Below are 20,860 nucleotides of genomic sequence, written 5' to 3'. Positions count from 1 at the left end.
GATGCGAAGAGAGGCTCGGATAGAACGTTAAAAAATTATCATTGGGCTTAGTGGATATAGAAATGGTAACTTGTAGAGAGAGCCGCGATGGAGCATCCTACAAGTATACCTAAGCGATTGGGGCGGGAGAAAATCGGAAATCGTGACGGAAAAGCGAATGAAAACGGGAAGCAGAAGTTCCGCGTGGTGCTCTCGGGATATTACGGTTTCCGCAATAGCGGGGACGAAGCGGTGCTCAAAAGCATACTCGCGGCTCTCGAAGCGGAGGCGGAGCGGTCCGGAATCGCCGTCGAACCGGTCGTGCTGTCGGGAGATCCGGAATGGACTCGCGGGCAGTACGGAGTGGAAGCCGTTCATCGGACGAAGCTCGGCGAAGTGCGCAAGGCGCTTAAGAATAGCGACGGGCTCATCAGCGGCGGAGGAAGTTTGCTCCAAGATGCAACCGGAATGGGTTCTATTCCGTATTATTTGGGAATCATGGCGCTCGCGAGATGGGCGGGCAAGCCGACGTTCGTGTACGCGCAGGGCATCGGTCCGGTAAACCGGGCGATGTTCAAGCCCTTCATCGCGCGGGCCTTCAAGAAGGCCGCGTACGTGTCGGTGCGCGACGAGGAATCCGCGTCGTTGCTGCGGGGTTATGGCGTAGATCCGGGGCACATTGAAGTGGTGCCGGATCCGGTCATGGGCTTGCCGCTGCCGGCTGAGACCGGCGGCGAGGGCGTTGCGGCGGGTGCTAGCGCCGCCGCCGCGGAAGTGGACACGCCACCGTTGGTGGGCGTGTCCGTCAGGTTCTGGCGCGGCGACCGCGCGGACATGGACCGCGTGGCCGACGCGCTTGAAGCGCTGGCCCGACGCCGCCCGGGCGGCGTGCGGCTGCGCTTCCTGCCGTTCCATCGCGGCGAGGACGAAGACGCGTCCCGCTACGTGATGGAACGGCTAGCGCGCTCGGGCGCTCCGGCGGAGCTGGAGTTGGCCCCGGCGCACGATGACCCGCAGCAGATGCTGCGGGAGGTCGGCCGATGCGCGTTGCTCATCGGGATGCGGCTTCATTCGCTCATTTATGCGGCGAATCGTAACATTCCGCTCCTTGGGGTATCGTACGATCCCAAGATCGATCAGTTTCTGCAACGGCTCGGACAGCGCGCCGTCGGCACGACCGAGGCTCTGGACGCGGAACAATTCGCTCGCGAGGCCGACGATATTTTACGGGACTCCGGCGATTGGCATCAAAAGTCCGACGCGGCGATCGAGCGCCTGAAGCAGGAAGCGACGAGACCCGCGCAACAAATCATCGCTTCTATACGTACTATTTAGAGATGTGCGTTTACAGCCAAACCACATGACAGCTGGAGAGTGACCCAATTTGAATCCCAATACGAAGCCGTATCCTACGGTTTCCTTGTACGGAGTACCTTTTTCCAAGATGAACATGGAGGAAACCGTCGCATACTTGACCCAAGCGATCGAAGAGCGTCGTCTTCATCGCGTAGTGACGGGGAACCCGATCATGCTGATGGTCGGCTTGGACAACCCTTCCTTCCATCATACGCTGGCGACCGCGGATTTAGTCGTTCCCGACGGTTCGGGCGTCGTATGGGCGGCGCGCCGTCTTAAACAGCCCGTACAGGAACGGGTGGCCGGCTTCGATCTGATGCACGAGCTTCTGAGCGTAGGAGACCGGAAGGGTTGGAGCGCTTATTTGCTCGGCGCTTCGTCGGACATTATCGGAACTGCCTACGAGAAATTACGTCAACGTTATCCCGGCGTACGATTCGTCGGCCACCGCGATGGGTATTTTACCGATAAGGATGACGAAGAGGTCGTGGCGGCGATTCGCGAAGCTCGTCCGGATCTGTTATTCGTGGCGCGCGCAACGATGAATCAAGAGCCTTGGATTGAGAAGTACCAATCCGAGCTCGGAGTACCCGTCGTGATGGGGGTCGGAGGCAGCTTCGACGTCGTCGCGGGCAAGCTGAAGCGCGCTCCGGCCATTTTTCGGAAGATGGGGATGGAGTGGTTCTACAGACTGCTGCAGCAGCCTAGCCGGTTCGGACGGATGCTCGTTCTTCCGAAATTTGCCCTCAAAGTCATTAAAGACGGAGAAAAAGTCCTGAAACAGAGCAATTCATCGTGAAAACTTTCATGAAAATGATGAAAATAAACTAAAACGGCTGAAAACGACTAAATGTTCACCTTGTTCATATCCTTCCGGCGGGAGTATAATTCATCCGGTACAGAAAAAAGGGGAGTTGTGAATGGTGTCAGGTTGGATGCTAGGAATTGGACTCATCTCATTCATTGCAGCTTTGGGTCTTGCGCTAGTACTTACGCCGCTCGTCAAGAAACTGGCGGTTCGCATCGGCGCGATCGACGTGCCGAACCAACGAAAAGTCCATACGAGAATTATGCCCCGTCTTGGCGGCGTAGCGATCTATGCTTCGTTCGTTATCGGGTTGTTGCTTATATTGCCTTGGGTGCCGGAAGGCACGCTGAGCGCGTACGACCGTAATTTAATCAGCGCCATGCTCGTAGGCGGAACGGTAATCGTTCTCCTCGGCGCGCTCGACGACAAGTTCGATCTATCCGCTAAGCTTAAGTTGCTTATCCAGATCGGTGCCGCTTGTATCGTTGTATTCGGCTATGACGTCAAAATCAACTTGCTCAACATCCCGTTCGGCTCGTCCATGCAGCCGCTCGGCGAATGGCTCAGCATCCCGCTTACGATCTTCTGGATCGTCGGGGTGACGAACGCGATCAACTTGATCGACGGGTTGGACGGGCTCGCCGCAGGCGTCTCGGGCATCGCGGTCGCTACCATTCTAGTCATGGGCATCATCATGGGCAGCAGCACAGTCGTATTGCTGTCTACCGTATTGCTCGGCAGCATCGTGGGCTTCCTGTTCTTTAACTTCCATCCCGCGAAAATATTCATGGGAGACTCGGGTTCTCTTTTCCTAGGGTTCGCGCTTGCGACTCTATCCATGCTCGGATTTAAGCAGATTACGATCGTTTCCTTCGTAACGCCTTTGCTGATCATCGGCGTGCCGTTGTCCGATACGTTCTTCGCCATCGTTCGCCGCTGGATTCATAAGAAACCGATCTTCGCCCCGGACAAAGGGCATCTGCATCACTGCTTACAGCAGCTCGGATTCAGCCATCGCATGACCGTGCTTATCATCTATGGAATCGCGACGTTCTTTGGCGCATGCGCGGTCATTCAGTCCGCCGTATCGAATTCGGGTCTAGGCAATTGGATTACGTTCATCGTTATTTGCGCGCTCGTCTTCCTGCTCCAGATCGGAGCCGAACTGATCGGTATCGTCGATCAGACTCGCCGTCCCGTGCTTGATCTGATTGCTCGTCTTCGCATGAAGCCGCAGACTCAATCCCGCGGGAAGTAATCCTATTCATTTATTCATACACCTCAAAGGCCAGATTGCTAACCTTATCTCGATAAGGTTGAGCGATCCGGTCTTTTTTTCGTCCGATCGTCTAAACATTTCCTTGCGGAAGCCCGATAACAAGAGTACGGAACTTTTGCGGAATCGTGACGTCTAATGGTAGAACATGCCGAATTAGGCGAATACCGCCATAGGGAGGAACTCAATCGGGAGATTTGTTCGTAGATAGACTATCGCCATTCCATCATTAATAAGTGGGAGTCCAACGACTCTAGCCATACATAAGGAGGAAGTTACGTGAAGAAATTATTATCAGCCTTTCTTGCACTCGTTCTAGCCGTAACCTTGGTCCCTGCAGGTCTTGTGAAAGAAGCGACCGCGGCCAGTTCGGCCACCTATTTCATTCCGGATACTACGGGAATCCGCGACACGGCGTTAAGAACGATCGACGTTGCTGGCGCTTCGACTCTGCTTACGCGCGCGAATGCTTATACGACGAATACCGGAAATCTGACGGTCAAGGGAACATTCGCGTATGTTTCAGCTACGACGATGAGCGTTAAGATCGATCAGTTGAACCTCCAACAAAATGGGACTTGGACACCCGACGCGACTCATTTTACGACGGGTTCCGTTCAAGAGGACACGGGTTCGACGAACCGGTTTACTGCTGGCAACTTGACCTTGTTCAGCGGGATGAACAGAATTACGTTCACGGGGATGCAAGGATCGATCCAACGTTCGGACGTTTTCTACGTTCTCTATGATCAAATCCCGTATCTTCAAAGCTTAAAGGTCATTAGCGGATCTACGACCATTAATCTGAACGAAGGCGCGCAAGCAGTCGTTCCTTCGCAAACCATTACGCTGCAAGGGGTTGCCAAGAACGCGAATAAAGCAACCGTAAGCGTTAACGGCGGTACGGCCGTACTGACTTCCGTGTTGGACGACGGTACGTTTTTCTCGCCGGCATTGACTTTGCAGCCGGGCTTGAACTCTCTCAAGATGTCGATTACCAACGGAACGAATACGATCAATATTACCCGCGATATTTATTATTTCGACTTGAACAAGCCTTACACGGACGTGAAGCTGGTTCATTCTTCGGGAACGTACCAGCTTTTGAATAACATCCCGCAATTAACGACCGGCGGAACGACTCCTCCTGGGGAAACAGCCACGCTCGACGTGACGATGCTCGCTCCATACTCGGCGACCGCTTTCGGCGGAACGGCCACCTACAACTTGAACGGTAGCGTTACGGCGACCATTCCGGCTGCGACTTCTACTACCGAAACCATTATTCCGGGCGCGGACGGCATTACGCCGCAGTACAAGCTGATCCACTTCGTGACGCCTGCTAGCTTCCCGTTCGACGTAAGCGGCGGAGCCTATTTGAAAGATCAAGTGGCAAATCTGACGGTCACCTATGGAACGTTCAGTACGACGTTTAACGGTAAGTTCAAATATTTGCCCGGCGACACTGCGATTACGAAAATGCAGTATCTGCCTGGTTACGATGGCACTAGCAGCATTGCTACCGCAGCCAAAGAGCCGTTAAATGGAGCTGAGGTAAGCGATTCGACATTCTATATCTTGGTAGACTCTGACAAAGTGCCGACTACGCCTTTGTTAGGATCTTATCTTCCTCTTAGCACAACAACATTAACATTGACTCTGGTGGGGACTGCTGGTACTTCAACAGTCTACAAAGTAGACAATTTCGCGAACGGACAACAAAAGATCCAATTCAAGTACACGGGTTCGTCTTCTACTTATAACGCGGATATTACTTACGTTCAGAAAAGCTACATCTATGTAGCCAACTTGTACGACGGACAGACTTATACGTTCGATTCCCGGACCACCGGCAATAAGTTGACGGTCAGCGGTCAATACATGGGCTTCAAGAACCTTTCGGGCGTTCAGTATTTCGTGAACGGGATCGCGATGACTACTCCGGTTCTTAATAACGCGAACGCGACTGCGGGTTTCAGCTTGGATCTCACGATAGGCGGAACCGGCCCACTCGTTTTCGGGGAAAACAAAATCGTATTCAAAGGCGTGAATACTGGCGCCACGGGCATTAGCCAAGAGATCATCAAGGAAATCAAGATCTACCTCATCGATACGAACGTGTCGACGATCTCGCGTCTGCAGCCTACGCTTAGCGTAGCTACTCGAGAGGCATTTACGTCGGCAAATCTCGGAGCGTATACGTCGACTCAGATGGCGAACATTTTCGCCGTGTCTCCCGAGTTCACTTTCAAAACGGATAAATACGTAACAAGCGAAACCGGCTACGATCTCGTTATGCGCGGCGGCGGAGCTTCGATTCTTAACCTGAAGCTCGGATCGGATTCTTTCTTCACGAAGACGATACCGGTAGAAGGTTCGCCTACTTTAGAGCAAGGTCTCACGTTCGCATATAACGGAACCACCTACTATTATGACTTCGCAGGGGACCAGAAGGACTTTATTCTGCGGATCAGAGACATTAAGTATGCAGCTCCAGGCTCTCACGTCTATAATCTTGAGTTGATCAACAGCACCGGCGCTCGCACGAACCAGACGTTAGAGATCACGAGAGAGGTTTCTCCATACCGGATCTTGTCTCCTCAACCGACGGTAGGCAATCAGATCATCGTGAACAAGAACTTCGTTCGCTTCGACATCGAAGCCGAAGGCGCAACGGACGTCTTGATTAACGGCATCAGCGCTACGAAACGCGCGGATCTGAACAATCGCTTTACTTACGATTTCGTCGGACTCAAAGCGGACAAGCAGACGGCCATCAAAGTACAGATCAAACGGGCGGACACGACGATCAGCGATACGGTACAGGTGTATTACACAAGCACCGTTCAAGTCGATAGCCAATTCATGCAGAAGTTAACGACTAAATTCGATGTATTCAATAAGAACTTGCAGTTGACGTTCCCTAAAGGAACGGTGTTGAAATCGGCTAACACGAATACGAACGGAATTACCAAGCTATATAATGATACGATGTTCCTGTTCGGCATCGCGGATCCGGTAGATGGCGTCGTGGACAGAAGGAACGACTATGGCAATATCATTAACGTGAACAACGATGCTCGGACCTATCAGGGCGCTAGCCCGATTCTCATTCCGGATTATCTCGTCATTCGTTTCGGCAACAATACGAATACGACGAACTTCACGAGAATCTCTCCGACCTACTGGATTAGCGGCGGGGTAGGGGAACTCGGCAATAAAGGACAGATCGGGTACAAACCTGCAACTAACGGTCTTGCACCTTACTCCGTAGAAGGTAGATTTACGGAGTACGAGCTCGAGCGCAAAGTCATTCCGACCAATCGCGGCCAATTGACGCTCAAGTACGACACCAACGTCGTTGACGAAGTCGGGTACACCGTCTCCGTGTTCCGTTACACGGACAAAGGCGATTGGGAGAACATCGGTGGAGAAGTCGATACCAAGAAACATACGATCACCGTACCGTTCGATGATTTCGGATATTACATGGTCGTGAAGCTGAGAAAAGGCTTTACCGATATTACGAACCATACTTGGGCGCGCAACATCTTGAACGCTCTCTATTCCAAAGGCATTATGAATAACGTCCGTTTCGACGAGTTCGGCGCCAATGACATGACTACGCGCGGGGAATTTGCGACGCTGCTAGTCAAAGGAATGAATCTTCCGATTAACGCCGGAGGGAATCAAACCTTCTTCGACATTACGCCGGGCACGAAAACGACGACCTGGGATTACGAGCATATCGAAACCGCGGCAAGGGCAGGTATCGTAACCGGACTGGACGAAGGATTCTTCGGCGCCGGAATTCCGATTACCCGTCAAGAAGCGGCGGTTATGATCGCCAGGGCAATGAAGCTTAAGATGGCGATTAACGATACGAAGCTGGAGAACAATCTGGCGAAAGCTTTCGTGGACTCCGGCAGCATCCATTATTATGCAAGGCCGGCCATCGATGCCGTCAACAAGGCTAAAATTATGACGGGTACGCCGGTAACGGTACCGGGCCAGAAGAAGCCGGTATACAGCTTTAACCCGAAAGGCTATATGACGCGAGCGGAGGCCGGTAAGATTACGGTCGAGCTGTTGAAGAAAAGCACAAGCATCTTCCCGAAAAATCTAAGCTAGTCTGACTGCTGAGAGAAAGGAGAGATCCATGGATCTCTCCTTTTTCTCGCTTTCATTGGTTAAGAAGGAAATGATTTACCAATGACTAGGGCTCTTGTCCAAGCTATACTAGAGTAGCGATATGCCCTTACATATAGCCAAAGGTTTGATCGTATAAGATATGGTTAAAAAAAGTTAAGGCATTTTGATTATAATCGCAACTTTTCTTCGCGCCGTGCGTTTAACATGATGAGCCTAACGAGAGGGACTCTAGAACTAATCTTCTGATCTCTCTAGCAAAATCTTCTTTACGCTGCACAAGCGCCTCATGTATAATGGGGAAAGTGGCATATTTTACCCTGCCCTCTTTGTGTTCGCTATCGATTTTTTACTACCGTTTACGAGTTTCTGCGACATGATCTACATACTAGGCATGCCGTCAGACATCAATTATAGACAATGCTCTACTCAAGGAAGGGGGTGAAACACCGATGAGAGATTCGAGCTATAATTCTTCCAAACAAACAAAACAGATATTTTCTCGAGGAGGAGAAAAAAAGGTTATGAAAAAAAGTTTATCCCTAATCCTTATGCTTACCTTAGTGTTCGGCCTGTTCGCCAACATGGCGGCTGCTGCTGACGCTGCTGCACCATCCACGACTGCTGAGAAATACAAGTGGTTCGTAGATGCTGGAATTTTGAAAGGTACTCCTGATGGCGACGTTCACGCTGCTGACAAATTGACGCGCGCTGAGTTCGCTACAATCGCTGTTGCTGTTGCTGGTCTGACTCCTGCAACTTCCGGCAACACTTTCTCCGATGTTAAAGTCGGCCAATGGTACTTCGGTGCAATCGAAGCAGCTGCTAAAGCTGGTTTGGTTAACGGCTCCGGCGCTGGCAAATTCAGCCCGAAAGCTAACGTCACTGTAGAATCCATCATTAAAGTTGCTGCTACAATCGCTAAACTGAAAACAGAAGACGGAGTAAAAGTTACAGGATCGTCCGACTGGGCTGGTCCTTACATCAAAGCAGCTCTTGAAGCTGGACTTATCTCCGAAGGCCTGAAATACACTGCTGATGCAACTCGCGGTCAAACGATCGACATCGCATTCGCTGTAGCTCAAGCTGGCCAAACAGCTCTGGAAGTTAAAGCTTCCAAAGAAAACGTAGCTGTAGGCGAAGCTGTAACAGTTACTTCTAGCAAAGCTGGCGCAACATTCAGCGTAACTGGCGATGCAATCGTCACGGCTGCTGGTAAATTCGTTGCTACTGCTCCTGGTGTGTACACTGTAACTGCAACGGTTGGCGCGCAATCCGGTACGGTTAAAATCTCCGTATACGGCGCTGTTGCAGGACTTAAAGTTGTTGCTCCAGCTGAAATCGTTGCAAACAACGAGTCCGAGTACGACATCTCCGTTCAAGCGGTCGACAAAAACGGTAGTGTAGTAGAAGGATACAATGGCACGGTTGACATTAAAATTGTAAATGCAGCAGCTACACTTGTTAACGGCCCTGCACAAATTACTAATGCTACAGTAACAAATGGTGTTGCTAAAGCTAAAATCAAATCCGGTTCTGTTGCAGGCGTTACTTCTACGATCACTGCTCTGAACTTGCAAAATGTTGCTAACGTTACTGCAACTGCTGATGTCAAAACAGTAAGTCAAGTTGCAACTAAAATCGACATCTCTGCTCCTACTTATGTAGAAGCAAACGCAGCAACTACAGCAACTGCAACGGTTCAAGTGCTTGACCAATCCGGTAAAACGATGAAATCCGGCGTCTACGGATTGACGGTAAGCTTGACAGGCGCACTGAAATTCGCGTCTGGCAACCAAGACACTTACAGCACTTCTTACATCGCTGGAACACCTACTCCAATTAGCTTGAAATCTCAATTGGGTGTAGTTGGAACTTCTTCTTTGAATGTAACAGGAACTAACCTGACGGCTGCTTCCGCAACGATCAATGCTGTTGTTGTTGGCGTTGAAAAGAAATTGGCTGCTGGTCTGTCTACTTCAACAACGACTTTGGATCAAGGTGCAACTACTCTTACAGTTAACCTGAGCTCCCTTGACGTTAATGGATACCCTAAAGCTGGCGTTGCTGGCGTTACTCCTAAAGTTTTCGTAACTAAAGCTGATGGATCTGCTGCAATCGGCATCAATGTTGGTGCTACTCCTGTAGCAAATGGCGACGGTATTGCGCTTACTGCTGGCGCTACTAGCTTCACGTTGAATGCACCAAATGGTCAAGCTCTTGCTGGCGAGTACAATGTAGTCGTTAAAGACAGCGCTGGTAACCTGACAGCTGCTGATGCTATTAAGTTCTCCGTAAATGTTGGAGATAAAGCTAAATTGTCCTTGTCCGTAGGCCAAGACACGATTTCCGCTTCTAACCCAACAACTACGGTTACAGTTAAACTGACTGATGCTAACGGTAATAAAGTTAAAGAATCCGGTGTAGCTGTATCTATTAATGCTGCAAGAGCCGCTGGAACAGGTACTTCTTCGATTAACGGCGGAACTGCTCCAGTAACTGTTTACACAGATGCTAATGGTGAAGCTACTGCAACGTACACTGCACAACCTTACAATGGTAATGCTTGGACATTGACAGCTTCGAATGCTTCCCTCACTGCATCTGCAGGGAAAACAATCACTGTATCGTATATCGTCCCTACACAAATGGGCGTATCGATTACTGCTTTCTCGACAAGTACTTCTCAAGCTGTTGCTGGCGAAGTTGTAAAAGTCGTAGTGTCTGCAAAAGACCAATACGGTAGCGATGCAACAGTTGGTACTCACAATGTTAAAGTAACGATCACTCCTGATTCTGCACTTAGCGGTGTTAATGCTCCTGCTCTTGGTTCGAAGTGGACTGACGGTGGCAAGCTCTACTTGGAAGGTTCGATTACTGCAGTCAATGCAGTTTTGAGTGCGGCTAGCGTAAAAGCTGATAAAGCTGGATTGCTGTCTGTAACTGTTGAGAACACGTCCGTACCGCAAGCTACTCAAGGTTCTTCCGCAATCAACGTAGTTCCTGGTGCATTCTCTGGCTTCAAAGTGTTCGATGTGAACGGTAAAGACCTTTCCGCTGATAAACTTGCTGTTACAGCTAACACGCCAGTTCAAGTCTTCGTTAAACCTGTAGATGCTAATGGTAACGCAGTTGTTACTCCTTACACTTACAATGTTACGTTGACTCCAAACGGCGGTGGTTTCCGCTCTACTACTGATGGCGCAAACCTTACGTCTGTAACTGTAAATGCAGGAACGATTCAAACTGCTGTATACTATGTGAATCCAACTGCTGACAGCTACAACATTTCTGCTCCATCATTCGTTCCAGGTTATACTCAAACTGCAACAACAGTTACAGTTAGCGGTGCAGCAACTGTTGCACACACTGGCCCTACGGCTAACTACACTGTAGCAGTACTTGATCAATACGGCACTGCTATCGCTACACCTACGGTTGTTTGGACTGTATCTACGACTGGTGCTGCGGGATCTGTTACAATTAACAATTCTGGTGTTCTAACTCTAACTGGTACGGCTGCAGCTGGAGACGTTGTTACTGTAACTGCAACTTCTGGTACTGTTGTTGGTACTAAGACTGTAACGCTGTCCTAATCTTTATCAAAATAAAGAGCCGAGGAAACTCGGCTCTTTATTTTTATTTATACGAAACTAATTCCATACTCTGGACGTTTATATGTTATATATAACGAAACAGGAGGAATTACCTTGATACTCAAGATCAAAAGAGTTACAACGATAATGCTAATGCTGTGTATGGCATTGTCGTTTCTTAGTCCAGCCTCTATCCATGTAAATGCTGCTAATACTAGACCGAGCATCGATAAACAAATTATCAAGCTCTCCGCCAAAAGTTCTTTAACGTTAAAAGATGCTCAATTTCTTTCTCAAGAGCGTGGTAGAGTGTTGTCATTCACGGTGACAGTTACGAATAACGAAAATAAAGAGTTGAATTTGATCGACTATTGGATCAGAGTAAAAGACTCTGCTAATAAATCCTACAGTGTTAATCTGATCACCGCAGATAAAAGCAAAACTAAAGTTGCAGCGAACTCATCCTTAAATTTAACTTACTTTGGCATTGTCGATTCAACGGCTAAAATCTCTGATTATAAATTTGAAATTATAAAATGGGATTTCTCGGTAAGCGGCTATGAAAGAAAACTAGGGACGATTCAATACCCTGCGAGTTCTACGGAAAAGGTTCAAGCATTTACTGCAAAAGCAATGCTCTACGATACGACGAAAGTTCGCAGTGCATTGAAGCAATATCTAGTCAGTCAGGATGATGACAAAGCATTTGTTACCATGAACTTTTTAGTAGAAAATGTAGGAAGTAAAACGACGAACTTATCTAAAATGAAATTCTTCGTACAAACGGAAAATCAAATGACATATGATGTGGATACTGGAGATTTGTCGAAAGTAATCATTCAGCCTTCGGAAAGAAAGATTATAACGTTACATAGTACAATCCCTATAGAAAGCGCAAAAAAAGGAATTAATCTAACAGCTGCAGTCGCTGATGAAGCTAATAACGTTACGATTCCTTTGGGCGTATTCATCGTACCTGCAAAGATTGGAGCACAAACTTCAAGTGCGCAGAAGATCGGCGGAGCATTTAGCTATAATGATTATTCGATAAAATTGAATAACATTCAGAGAACGCCTTCCGGCAATGGAGATGTATTGCTTGCTGAACTGCAAATTACGAATAAATCAAATACATTCAAAGAAATCCCTAACTTGAGCGGAGTATTTACGGTAAACGGTGTCGATATGAGCGCTTCTCAGACGACTTCGACAATACTAGACCAAATTGCTCTTCTAGGACCGGGTGAAACTAGCAGTACAGTAATCCGAACGGAAATACCTTTCTCGACATCTATAAAAGAGATTGTCCTGGCAGTAGCGGAGAAAAAGACAGGTGAGGAAACTGCCAAAACGATCTATCATTTTTCCGACAACCATGTCAATATAATCCCTTCCTACAATATTGATCAAACCTATGTGATAAGTAACTTGGGACGTCGTGCGGATGTGAAGTTGCTGAGAGCAACTTATCTTGAGGGTGATCGTTATGAGAACATCTATTTTGAAGTGGAATATCAGAATAAAGAAAATAGACCGGTTTCGCCAGCGGCGCTGGCAGGATATGTACAAAACCAATCTCAAGCAACAATACCTGTAACGTTCACCGAGTACAAAGAAAAAATTATGCCAACCGGTAAAGTGCTATTAACTGCATGGGCCAAAGTGCCGAAAACATATACGACTGATTATGTAACTTTCACCATCGGTCAAAGCATTTCTTCACCAGGTACTGGAGAAGGAACTACGGCATTAACGTCAATTGCACAACCGTTCGCCTACAAAGTTGTCAAAAACGATCAATCGACTACAAAAACGATGTTGAAAGACATTGGCGTTCAGAACTATGTGTTCTCTATGAATAACGTACTGGCGTCCTTCAATGAAGTTCAAGTCGGCAATGATTATATGACAAATGGCGTAAAACTGACCTTTGACTACGATCTTCAAAAGCTTGGAGATTACGAGAATGAATCCAACGATCATAAAATTCTCGTAGAAGTCGTTAACCTAGACTCCAAGATGGCTCAATTCTCCAAGGAGTTTAGCATTAACGATCCGGTAAAGGCAGATGCCGAAGACAACTTAAAAGTTGGAACAAAGCTGTCAAAGTCGATCGTTGAGACAACACCAGAAGTCTTTATCAAATTCGAAAGCCGCGTTAAATATCGTGTTAACGTATACCATGTATACAAAGACGAGAAATTCTTGATGGCAACTAAAGAAATCACATGGTTCTATATCGACAATTAAACAAGTCAGTGAGGATCCAAAATGAAGCAAAAGTTATGGGTTGTGCTCGGAGCAGTAATATTAGTAGCAATCATATGGAGTGCTTCTTCTTTTGCAGCGTCTGATTCCACTCCCGGCTCGGTAGACGATCCGATCGTTACCAAAGGTTATGTGGACAGCGTTGTTAGCAAGCTCGTACAGCAAGAGCTTGCCAAGCAGGGTTCAACGGGGGGCGGAGGCTCTTCTAAGCTTGAGACGGTGACGGTTCCTTGGGGAACGAAGTTAGTGGTTGAAGACGGCGGAGAAATGATCGTGCGGACTGGAAAAGCTATAGCGTACAGTTCGGACGCGAATGGGCTATCCGACTTGACGGATGGGCTTGACGTCAAGCCTGGCAAACCGGTCAAGAACGATCATTTGATTCTGAACCCTAGAGGTGCAAGAGGAATCGAAGCGGATCCTAAGCAGACTAAAGGACTTATCGTGCTCGTGCGCGGCGGATACAAACTGCAATAGTAATTATTATTTTTATCGAAGAGCCAACCGGATTTTCTTTCTCCGGTTGGCTTTTTGTTTGGACTAAGTAAGTTGCAATCGTGGAGTATTAGTTTTGATTATGCATATCGTTCGGAATCTGGGGCGATAGTTACCTGGGAAATAAATGTCGAAGACACAAGAAACGTGCCGTTGGCAACGTAAAAAATGTGATTAAGGAGAATAATTTCCGCATCCAGCGAACAGACCTGTATATTCAACGAAAGCTTAAAGTCGATAAAGAATACTTCTACATTTTGCCCCTCGTCCCAATAAGTCATACGCCTTGAATGAGGTGGCCCGAGCCACACTAAGACCATCACATTGAAGGAGGTTCATTACAACATGGCTAGAAGCAACAGATTGGTCGTACCGGAATGCGCGAATGCGCTGAAACAGATGAAATACGAGATCGCATCCGAGCTTGGTGTACCGATAACGACGAATACCGGGGGCTTGGACACGGAATTCGCGGGTGAATTGGGAGGTATATTTTCCGCAAGTTATGGGGAACAATATTTGGGGAACTTAACCTCGAGAGAAGCAGGCGCTCTAGGTGGAGGAATAACCCAGAGGCTGGTCCGGCAAGCGCAACAAACAATTTTATAAAAAGATGGATCAGGCCCCATTTCATTGACACTCCTCGACAGTTCCGGTATTATTATTAATCGAAGGTTTAGCTTAAACAACCTTTTCCTAGTGGAAAAGGTTGATTTTATATGTGGAGGTTGGAGACTTTGTCGATTAAAGGACGGCATCTCTTCACATCCGAATCGGTCACCGAAGGCCATCCGGATAAAATCTGTGATCAAATTTCGGACGCGGTATTGGATGCGTTCCTAGAAGCAGACCCTTATGCCCGGGTGGCATGCGAAGTGTCTGTAGCGACTGGGTTAGTACTCGTTATCGGCGAGATCAGCAGCAAAGCCGATTATATCGATATTTCCGCAATCGCACGCCGCACGATTAAAGAAATCGGATATACGCGCGCTAAATACGGTTTTGATTCCAGCACATGCGCGGTATTGACCTCGCTTAACGAACAATCCGCTGATATCGCCCAGGGCGTTAACGCGGCTCTCGAGACGCGCGACGGCAAAGACATCCAACAAGAGAACGAAGATATCGGCGCCGGAGACCAAGGTTTGATGTTCGGTTTCGCATCCAATGAGACGCCTGAACTGATGCCTCTACCGATCGCTTTGGCTCACCGTTTGTCCCGCCGCTTGTCCGAAGTTCGCAAGAACGGCAAGTTGGATTACCTTCGTCCGGACGGTAAAACGCAAGTTACGGTACAATACGAAGACGGCAAACCGGTCCGCGTAGACGCGATCGTCGTATCGACTCAGCACTCCGAAGACATATCGCTGGAGCAAATCCAGAACGATATTCGCGAGCACGTCATCTATCCGGAAGTTCCATCCGAATGGCTAGATGACGAAACCAAATTCTTCATTAACCCGACGGGACGTTTCGTTATCGGCGGACCGCAAGGGGATGCGGGGTTGACGGGACGCAAGATCATCGTCGATACTTATGGCGGTTATGCTCGTCACGGCGGCGGCGCATTCTCTGGTAAGGATCCGACGAAAGTCGACCGTTCCGCGGCTTATGCGGCTCGTTACGTTGCGAAGAACATCGTTGCTGCCGGCTTGGCCGACAAATGCGAAATCCAGCTGGCTTACGCGATCGGCGTGGCTAGTCCCGTATCGATTAACGTAGACACTTACGGCACCGGAAAAGTGGAAGAAGAAAAGCTTGTCGACTTGATCGTCAACAACTTCGATCTTCGTCCGGCTGGCATCATCAAGATGCTCGACCTGCGCCGTCCGATCTACCGCCAGACGGCTGCATACGGTCACTTCGGCCGTACGGACGTAGACCTCCCTTGGGAGCGTCTCGACAAAGTCGAAGCTTTAAAGCAAGGCGCATTGGCATAACCGAACGGATTATAACGAAGACTTCCGCGAAAGCGGAAGTCTTTTTTTTGCGCGACGAATTGGGAAATAAGTCCTTTGTCCCTAATCATATGGGTCTTGTTAGCCGAAATATAAAGTACTATGTGTGTTCATCGGGAGGGTTATCTTTTGCAGCTTAAACGTACACTATCTTTTGTTATGATCCTATCGCTATTGTTGCAACTATGGGTGGCGGGAGTGGCGACTGCGGCTCAGGGGGATCCGGCCGTAGTATCGACTTATCCGTCGAACAACGAGACATCGGTTCCCGCGAATGCCAAGCTAAGAATTAAATTCGACCAGAACGTGCTTAGGGGCGGCGGTACGATCGCTATTAAGAATTCCGCTACGAATGCAACGGCGGTATCTTACGACATTAATAACGGCAATATTATATTCCTAAGCGCGGATACGGTTCAGATCGATCCCGGTTCGTCGCTTGTCGCAGGGCAGAGATATTACGTGGAAATCAGCAACAATGCCTTCGTGAATTCTTCCGGCGGGGGTTATGCGGGAATCGCGAATGCTACCACGTGGAATTTCGGCGTCATCGCGAATGACTTTACTCCTCCTACCGCGACGTTGACTCCGGTTTCCGGAGGAACAATGACAGCTACTGGCGCATTGAAGCTGCTTTTCAGCGAGATTGTTAACACCGCTTCGGGTAGCATTAGGATTATCCGTACGGATACGGGAGATACGCAAATCATCTCGGTTCTGTCACCGGAAGTTACGGGCAGCGGCATCGATGCAGGCGGAGGTAAAACGGAGATTACCATCCGTCCCTCGATTCGACTCGTATCGGGTAAATCTTATCAAGTTCAAATAGACCCTACCGCTTTCGTTGACGTCGTGGGAAATGCGTTCGCGCCTCCATTCTGGAGCTTCACGACGACTGCGCCACTAGTATCTGTGTCTTCGTTAGCTCCAGCTGATGATAGCGTAGGCGTGCCTATCGGAGCTTTCACGGCGACGATGACGTTCGGGTCAACGATATATAAAGGGACCTCGGGGAAAATCTATCTAAAGAGAGTAGACAATAACGCCATCATTTCCACTCTGGATATGGCAACCTCCGATGCATCACGGGTTACGACTTCAGGACTTAGTGCGACTATTAATTTCGCAACGAGTTTGTTACCGAATACTTCCTACTACATTATGATGGATCCCGGGGTATTCAAGGATGCCGCCAATAATTTGTACGAAGGAATCGTCGATGCCGTGTCTTGGAACTTCTCCACGATTCCGGGAACGGATACTACCCCGCCGGTGGCCATTTCGGTAACGCCGTCAAGCGGTTCCACAACTTCCGCGATTAGCGGAAGCCTAAGCATCAAGTTTAACGAACCCGTCAAGCCGGGTAGCGGAACGATCGTTATTCGTAACGCGACTACGACTTCAATTTTCTGTTCGATTCCGGTTACCTCCGGCGCCGTAACGGGCGGAGGGACGGACACGATTACGATTACGCCTTCGGCTTACGGAACATGCGGCAATTTCGTCAAGAACACATCCTATGCCGTTCAGATCGGATCGCTAGCGATAACGGATTTGTCCGGTAACGCCTATGCGGGCATAGCAACAACGGACTATAGCTCCTGGTGGTTCAGAATCTCCTCCGATACTACGCCGCCAGAATTGGTCAGCACGTCGCCGGTATCCGGAACGAATAGCGTAAAGACCAACGCGACTCTGTCCATGTTGTTCGACGAACCGATTCTAGTGAATGCGGGAGTGACGGCTACGATCTATCCCGTCATCGGCGCCGTGAGGGGAACCGGAATACCGGCGACTTTATCGGCTGATTCTGCGAATTCACGTAAGGTCAACCTGACGACGCCGGGACTGACGATGGCTACATCCTATATCGTTAACGTACCTAATAACGCCATTACGGACGTCGCCGCTAATCCGTTCCCGGGAATTCTGAACGATTACCGGTGGACCTTCCAGACGATCGGAACGGATACGACTGCGCCTGTATTCGTGAGCGCGATGATGGATGGCAGCGCGCTCGTGTTAACTTATAACAAAGACCTGGATGAAGACTTCGTTCCATATCCGTCAAACTTCTTCGTTACGGTTAACGACGTTCCTAGGCAAGTTAACGCGATCTCGATCGTGGGCAGAACGGTTCGGTTGACGATGCAATCCGGGGTTGCCGTCGGCCAAGCCGTAAAAGTCTCGTATACCCGTGATTCGGACAGTAATCACATCCTGAAGGATCTATCGGGTAATCCGGCTGCGCCATTCACGGCGAAAGAAGTTACGAACACGCTGGATACGACTTTGGCAAGACCGGTCAGCGGAATGTTGAACGGCACGGTTCTTACGTTAACGTTCAACAAATCTTTGGCCGCTCTGACGAGCGGTGCCGTCTCTCAATTCGTCGTCAAATATAACGGCGTCGCCCAAGGCGTTAGCAACATCTCGGCAAGCGGCACAACGGTAACGCTGACGATACCTTACGCGAGCGTGAACGTTCAATCGGTAAGCGTGTCCTACGCGCCGGGAGCGGCGCCGCTTCGGGATCTAAGCGGCAACGCGGTAACGGGGTTCGCTGATTTCTACGTACAGAACGCGAACGATATCACTCCTCCCGTTCTAGCAAGCGCAACGGCTGTGGGGACGAAGATTACGTTAACCTTTAACGAGGGCCTGGATATGAACTCCGTTCCGTTGAAGTCCAATTTCTCCGTAATAAAGGGATCAACGGCGGCGGCGATATCCTCGGTGGTCGTCACGAATAACGCGGTCGAATTGACAATGACCCAAGCGATCGAGACCGACGCGGTTCTCTACGTTTCCTATATTCCGGGCGGTACAGGCATCAAGGATTTGGCGGGAAACGCCGCGGTGGCCATTAATAGTTATCGTATCGTAGCGAGTTCATCGATTACGGCGGTACTTTCTTCCGCCGTCGTTAAAGCGGGAGTAATAACGCTGACCTATAGCGCCCCGCTTAATGCGACTTCCGTTCCGTACTCGTCGCAATATTATGTCAAGGTCGACGGTACTTTCTCTAGCATTAGCTCGATCGCCGTATCGGGAGCGACCGTGAACCTAACTCTTGCAACCCCGGTCAAGACCGGCCAGACCGTTTCGTTGAGTTATATGCCGACAGGGGTTCCGTTGAAAGACCAACTGAATCAGCCGGTCGCCGCGATTGCGGAGACGGCCGTTACAAATCAATCTTCTACGATTGTTAATCTCCCGGATTACCTTGAGGCGGATAGCACGGGAGGACTGCAGTTCGTCGTTGCCAAGACATCGTCCACGGGATCAGGCGCATTGCCTTCCGGAAGATCGACGGTCAGATATACCTTGGACGGGACGAAGTTCCTCGGAGCCTATGACACGATTAGGCAAAGCGGCGGTGTCAGCGTTCCTCGCGTCACTTTCAAGGTTCCGTCTACGGAGCTCGGAGCGTTGGTGGCGATTCCGATCAGCGCGATCATGGACGCGGCTTCCAGAGCCTCCAATGCATCGTTCAGGGTAGACTTCGGAGACTTGCAGTTCGAGTTGCCGCTTACCGCGGTGAACTATAGCAAAGAAATCTATCTAGCGGGCGGGAATACCAATTCGTCCTACTTGCAACTCAGCATCGAGAAAAATGCCAGCGCTCCGGTCGTATCGGCATTGAACATAATCGGAGCGCAGTCCTTGGCGACGCCTGCGGATTTCTCCGCCGGCATCCTAACGGGAACGAACGTAAAAGCGATAGACAATTACGATTCGTTCGTGAAGCGTACATTCGTGTTATCGTCGTTATCCGGTTCGACGAGCAATGTCTCGGTCGTTCGCTTGGATAGCGCTTCGAATGAGCTGGTATACGTACCGACCGTCATTGAAGGCTCCGGAGGAACGACTAGAGTTAACTTCATGCGCAAGGGCAATAGCACGTATGCCGTAGTTCGCAAAAACGCGACATTTACGGATATGGATAAGCACTGGGCGAGTAACGAAGTATTGCTCCTTGCTTCCAAATTCATCGTGCCGGGTTATACGGTTAAAACCTTTGCTCCCGGCAGGAGCATTACGAGATCCGAGTTCGCCGAGTTCATCGCTCGCGGAATCGGATTGGATGGGGATCGTACGGCAGCCTCGCGTTATTCGGACGTTTCCGTTCAAAACCTTAAAGCCGCTTATATCGGCGCGGTAAGCAAAGCGGGAATCGTAGAAGGAGGAAGCGATGGCAAATTCCGTCCGAACGCTGCAGTAACACGCGAAGAAATGGCGACGATGCTCGTGAGAGCCATGAATTACGTTGGCGTGCAGACGAGTACATCGAGTTCCGCTCTAAACGCATTTAAGGACAAGAATAAAGTGAGCAACTGGGCGAAGGACGGGATGTCCATTTGCGTAACCGCCGGATTCATCAAAGGCTCGACGGCGAATACGATTAACCCGCAAAGCAACGCGACCCGCGCGGAAGCGGCGATTATGATCAAACGATTCCTTGAGTACGTTAATTTCCTATGAGCCTGAACCATAATCAGCTCATAGCGAAGGGGAAGAAGTGGAAGGGAACCGCGCTGAAATATCCCTTCGATCCGGACTTGCCCGTATTGTTCGTCGGAAGCAAGATGTTCGCGTTGTTCGGCAAGACGGGAGAGTCGGAGAGCGTCAACTTAAAAGCCGATCCCGAGGAGGCATGGCTGCTCCGGCAGCAATATCCCGGGACGGTACTTCCGGGATACCATATGAACAAGAGACATTGGAATACCGTCCTACTGAACGGAGAGGTTCCGGACGGCGAGTTGCTCGCGATGCTGGAGCAATCCTACCGCCTCGCTTGGGGAAAGCTGACCAAGCGGGAGCGGGAGGACATACAATAACGGGAAAGCGGCGCACTTGGCCGCTTTTTTTGTTGCCTTGCTCGCCTTTCTCTCGACGATCGGCCTATTAATAATCTTTAATGGGGTGTAACTTTTTGCCTCTTAAAGAGTCTAATAGATTAAGGACAATTGGG

The 20,860-nt window shown here is 49.5% G+C and carries 11 protein-coding genes; all 11 read left to right on the top strand.

What is annotated here, in order from left to right; translation table 11 throughout:
• Positions 1-87: 87 nt before the first annotated feature.
• The 11 genes from csaB (at position 88) to D7Z26_RS23480 (ending at position 20,726) form a co-directional block, all read left to right on the top strand.
• Complete coding sequence (gene csaB, locus D7Z26_RS23530) at positions 88-1,314, top strand: polysaccharide pyruvyl transferase CsaB (RefSeq protein WP_120979472.1); 1,227 nt, start codon at positions 88-90, stop codon at positions 1,312-1,314.
• A gap of 49 nt (positions 1,315-1,363) precedes the next feature.
• Positions 1,364-2,134, top strand: coding sequence for a WecB/TagA/CpsF family glycosyltransferase (locus tag D7Z26_RS23525; RefSeq protein ID WP_325050472.1), 771 nt, complete (start codon positions 1,364-1,366; stop codon positions 2,132-2,134).
• Positions 2,135-2,270: 136 nt separating this feature from the next.
• The gene (locus D7Z26_RS23520) at positions 2,271-3,401 is read left to right on the top strand and encodes a glycosyltransferase family 4 protein (protein ID WP_120979582.1); all 1,131 of its coding nucleotides are present in this window, start codon (positions 2,271-2,273) and stop codon (positions 3,399-3,401) included.
• Positions 3,402-3,698: 297 nt separating this feature from the next.
• Positions 3,699-7,550 (top strand): S-layer homology domain-containing protein, encoded by a 3,852-nt coding sequence (locus D7Z26_RS23515; RefSeq protein WP_120979471.1) that lies wholly within the window; start codon positions 3,699-3,701, stop codon positions 7,548-7,550.
• Between the two features lie 470 nt (positions 7,551-8,020).
• Entirely contained in the window at positions 8,021-11,164 is a 3,144-nt protein-coding gene (locus tag D7Z26_RS23510) for an S-layer homology domain-containing protein (protein ID WP_120979470.1), read from the top strand.
• Between the two features lie 114 nt (positions 11,165-11,278).
• The gene (locus D7Z26_RS23505; RefSeq protein ID WP_120979469.1) at positions 11,279-13,414 is read left to right on the top strand and encodes a hypothetical protein; all 2,136 of its coding nucleotides are present in this window, start codon (positions 11,279-11,281) and stop codon (positions 13,412-13,414) included.
• A gap of 21 nt (positions 13,415-13,435) precedes the next feature.
• Complete coding sequence (locus D7Z26_RS23500) at positions 13,436-13,909, top strand: hypothetical protein (protein ID WP_120979468.1); 474 nt, start codon at positions 13,436-13,438, stop codon at positions 13,907-13,909.
• Between the two features lie 363 nt (positions 13,910-14,272).
• The gene (locus D7Z26_RS23495; protein ID WP_120979467.1) at positions 14,273-14,536 is read left to right on the top strand and encodes an alpha/beta-type small acid-soluble spore protein; all 264 of its coding nucleotides are present in this window, start codon (positions 14,273-14,275) and stop codon (positions 14,534-14,536) included.
• A gap of 128 nt (positions 14,537-14,664) precedes the next feature.
• The gene (gene metK / locus D7Z26_RS23490) at positions 14,665-15,867 is read left to right on the top strand and encodes a methionine adenosyltransferase (protein WP_233567163.1); all 1,203 of its coding nucleotides are present in this window, start codon (positions 14,665-14,667) and stop codon (positions 15,865-15,867) included.
• Positions 15,868-16,014: 147 nt separating this feature from the next.
• Positions 16,015-20,370: an Ig-like domain-containing protein gene (locus tag D7Z26_RS23485; RefSeq protein ID WP_158602419.1), complete on the top strand. Its 4,356-nt coding sequence runs from the start codon at positions 16,015-16,017 to the stop codon at positions 20,368-20,370.
• Positions 20,367-20,726, top strand: coding sequence for an MmcQ/YjbR family DNA-binding protein (locus D7Z26_RS23480; protein WP_120979464.1), 360 nt, complete (start codon positions 20,367-20,369; stop codon positions 20,724-20,726). The genes D7Z26_RS23485 and D7Z26_RS23480 overlap by 4 nt, the downstream gene beginning before the upstream one ends.
• Positions 20,727-20,860 lie beyond the last annotated feature (134 nt).

The organism is Cohnella endophytica (genome assembly GCF_003628305.1).
Lineage (GTDB): Bacteria > Bacillota > Bacilli > Paenibacillales > Paenibacillaceae > Cohnella > Cohnella endophytica.
This window is presented reverse-complemented; position numbering and strand designations above follow the sequence as displayed.

Coding starts and splice junctions, on each gene's coding strand:
- csaB (WP_120979472.1), top strand. CDS start 88: ATGGAGCATCCTACAAGTATACCTAAGCGATTGGGGCGGGAGAAAATC.
- D7Z26_RS23520 (WP_120979582.1), top strand. CDS start 2,271: ATGCTAGGAATTGGACTCATCTCATTCATTGCAGCTTTGGGTCTTGCG.
- D7Z26_RS23510 (WP_120979470.1), top strand. CDS start 8,021: ATGAGAGATTCGAGCTATAATTCTTCCAAACAAACAAAACAGATATTT.
- D7Z26_RS23500 (WP_120979468.1), top strand. CDS start 13,436: ATGAAGCAAAAGTTATGGGTTGTGCTCGGAGCAGTAATATTAGTAGCA.
- D7Z26_RS23495 (WP_120979467.1), top strand. CDS start 14,273: ATGGCTAGAAGCAACAGATTGGTCGTACCGGAATGCGCGAATGCGCTG.
- D7Z26_RS23480 (WP_120979464.1), top strand. CDS start 20,367: ATGAGCCTGAACCATAATCAGCTCATAGCGAAGGGGAAGAAGTGGAAG.